Here is a 3,519-nt window from a genome sequence, read left to right on the forward strand (position 1 = left end):
GCTCCGTCAAACCGTCGCAGACTTTGAGCGCCACCGCTCTGAAGCGGATCGGCTGGCCGATGATGCGGCTGGGGACGCCGAGCGTGTTGCGGCCCATAACGCTGACACTGTTTTGCTGGAAGATGAACGTAGAAAGACAAAGAGCATCAAAGAGCAGCTGCTGGATGCCGAGGCCCGCCGCGATCAAATGACCGAAGCCTGGATAGCAATTTGGGCCCCTGCTGGCTTTCCTCCTCTTTCGCCTTCCGAAATGACCGCATGGCTTGTGGGTGCTAATGGTCTGCTCGCCCGTCGCGAGAAACTTAATCTTCTGCGTGACAGTCTTGCCACAATTGATACAGAGATTCAGGGCATCGAGCCGGCGCTCGCCGCGCTGGCGAAGGAAGTAACACTTCCAGAAATCCAAGGGCTCAACGCAGGGCTGCTAGCCGCGCGCATCGAGGACCGGCTTGACGCTATTGCCGAGACCTGGGAGGGAGCGCGTGACCTGGATACACGTATTCGCGACACACAAGCCCGGATCGATGATCTCGCAACTGCCCAAACGGAAGCTGAGACTCGTCGGGATAACTGGTTGGAGCGCTGGGCGCTCGCCCTCCCCCCGATAGGTCTTTCTCCGACCGCGACACCAGACGAAGCGGAGGCTGCGCTCGGGGCTTGGAAAGACGTTCCCGCCAACATACGGGAACGTGACAGCCGCACGCGCCGTGTGGCAGGCATGCAGCGGGATATGGCTAAATTCGAAGAGCGCGCCAAAAAGCTCGTGGACCGTTTGGCTCCGGACCTTGCGACCCTGCCGCCAGATGCAGCGGTCAAAGCTCTCAACGAGCGCCTCTCCCATGCCAAAACTGCAGAAGCACGGAAAGCTGAGGCCAAGAAACGGCTCGATGAAGCAACACGAAACCGGGAGATTGCTGACGTTGCTTCCGCTGATGCCGCATCTGACCTGGAAGGTCTTGCGGCCCAACTACCAAACGGGACCGATCTCCCCGAATTCCTCAGCCGGATTGGCGAGCGAGACAGGCTTCTCAGTACGCTTGCCGAGCGCCGTGTCCAGCTCATCGCACAGGCGGACGGACATAATGAGGATAGCCTACGTGCCGAACTCGCCACTTTTGACCCGGACCAAGCCGAGGCCATACTCAAAGTACTTTCCGGCGATGACGAAAGACTCGATCAGGAGTCTCGGGAAGTGTTCGCCGCGAAAGACCGCCGGCTGCGCGAGCGCTCACAATGGGAACAAGGCGTCGGTGCGGAAGTTGCCCTCCAACAACGCAGGAGCGCCGAAGCTGAGCTTGCCATGGCGGCGCGTGAGTGGGCAGTTCTGAAACTCGGTGCCCTGCTGATCGGCAGGGTTGTTGACGACCGCCGATCCAGCCACCACGATCCTCTCATCGCCCGTGCTAGCGCCCTCTTTTCGATGCTCACGGGAAACGCCTTCTCAAATCTCGGCCAGGACTATGACGAACAAGATGCGCCCTGTCTGGTTGGCCAACGTAAGTCTGGCGATACTGTGTCCGTCACCGGCATGAGCGATGGCACGCGCGACCAGCTTTACGTGGCGCTCCGCCTTGCATATCTCGAAGATTATGCAAGTCGACATGAGCCGGCCCCTTTTATCGGAGATGATATCTTCACAACATTTGATGACGACCGTACCGCGCACGGCCTCAAATCACTGGCTGCTATTGGTGAACGCGTACAATCGATACTATTTACACACCACACGCACGTGGTAGAGATTGCTCGTACCCGTATGGGCCCCGAACTCGATGTCATAAGTCTTGGCTAAAGCTAGCGTGTGGCAGACGCCACCAAAGCGAAACTCGATTGGCCTGCGTACCGGGAAGGACCTATAGATACGCTTCGACAGAATACGAATTAAGAGAACCTGGTGGTTTGGGATTAGGAAAAATGCTGCTATTGATATACTCGCGACATTGAGTGCGAATATGGATTATAACGAACTGCTTAAGTTTGTGCAGGGCCATTTCACCGACGGGCTTGTTTTGGTGATCGGGTCCGGGCTCTCGTGCGCTGAGGGAATTCCCGGGATGCCTGAGCTTGCCGATCATCTGTGCAGCCGCGCCGACACCCTGGCAGGAGCCGACGCGACACTCTGGTCCCATATCAAGGCGAGCATTGACGCGAATGAGGGATTGGAGGCGGCGCTCCTAAAACACGCGCCAACCGAGACTCTCGAAGTCTGGATTGCGGAAGGAGCGTCCGAACTGCTGATGCCGAAAGAACGTGAAATTATAGGAGCAGTGCTCCGAGGGGAGAAAACCCTTCGACTGACGACATTCCTAGCCAAGATTTTGAAGCCAACGAGTGGATTGCCGATTCTAACCCCCAACTACGACCGACTGATCGAAGTCGCATGTGAAATGGCTGGATTCCATGTGGACACTACAGCCGTGGGGCAATATGCGGGCGCTTTCGACCATGCCAGAAGTTGCATGGGATCATGTCGAGGTATCACAACGCGCGCCAAGACTACCGTCCTCGACCACTTCCCGCGAGCGATAGTCCTGAAACCACATGGGAGCTTTGACTGGTATAAATCCGGCAATGATGCACGGCGATGCAGTTTAGATCTGGACGCGGAACGACTCATAATAACGCCAGGTCTCAACAAGTACCGAGCTGGCTACGACTCTCCCTTCGACAAGCATCGCGATTTGGCCAACGACTACATCAAGCGGGCCGGGCGTCTGCTGGTAGTGGGGTACGGGTTCAATGACGATCATCTGCAAACCCATCTTCTAAAGCGCATTCAGGACGGTACTCCCACATTGATCTTGAACCAATCGGTAAGTACGAAGGTCGAGCAGATAGCGAAGACCTCGCCTCGCTGCGTATGCCTCTCGAAACCGAAGGCTTGGGCAGGAGTCGCAATGGTGACAAACGGACACCAGTTCGAGCAAAAAGGGCACAATTTATGGGATATGGGCGTTTTAGCAAAGGAGCTTCTGACATGAGCGATTCACCTGTTCTGACATTTGACACGCCGAGCTTGCTCGGCAAAGTCGCCTCCGTGGACACGAGCCGCGTACTCATCGCGGTGGAAAATGCCTCACTCTTGCCGCGTGCTGCGGTCGGAAGCCTTGTCGCAATTCAGGGTACGACTGCTCAGGAGTTCCTGATCGGGATGACGGAGCGCGTGACCCGGCAGCTCCGCGAGCAGACAGCACAGCCTGATCCGATGGCACCCACGACGCTTGAGATGGAGATTGTGCCGGACGATTCGCTCCGAGTTGTCTTGCTCGGCACCTACCGCGCCATTGAGGGAACCGTCCGCAATCGGTTCAAGCGGGGCGCTGATTCGTTCCCACAGATCGACCGCGATTGTTTTCTCATCGAGGGCGGCAACCTTCAGCGGTTCATGGGGTTACTTGGGAAGGAGCTGGATGAGAAACAGCGACTCGAACTTGGCCACTTCGTCATCGACCAATCGGCCGCAGCTATCGCCAACGGCGATCGCTTCTTCCAGAGGCACGCGGCGATCCTCGGCAGTAC

2 protein-coding genes and 1 pseudogene are annotated in these 3,519 nt (G+C 57.2%); all 3 read left to right on the forward strand.

Annotated elements, in window-relative coordinates:
• A partial coding sequence (locus VMU57_RS14380) for a hypothetical protein (RefSeq protein WP_325384583.1) occupies nt 1-1,792 on the forward strand: 1,792 nt, incomplete at its 5' end.
• Nucleotides 1,793-1,952: 160 nt separating this feature from the next.
• On the forward strand, nt 1,953-2,981 hold the full coding sequence (locus VMU57_RS14385; protein WP_325384585.1) for an SIR2 family protein: 1,029 nt from the start codon (nt 1,953-1,955) through the stop codon (nt 2,979-2,981).
• Nucleotides 2,978-3,519: pseudogene (locus tag VMU57_RS14390) on the forward strand (ATPase); the annotation flags it as partial. The gene VMU57_RS14385 and the pseudogene VMU57_RS14390, both read left to right, overlap by 4 nt.

It is taken from the genome of Edaphobacter sp., from assembly GCF_035532915.1.
Taxonomy (GTDB): Bacteria; Acidobacteriota; Terriglobia; order Terriglobales; family Acidobacteriaceae; genus Edaphobacter.

What these genes read in the sequence shown, in the direction of transcription:
- VMU57_RS14385 (WP_325384585.1), top strand. Translation starts at nt 1,953, where the DNA reads ATGGATTATAACGAACTGCTTAAGTTTGTGCAGGGCCATTTCACCGAC.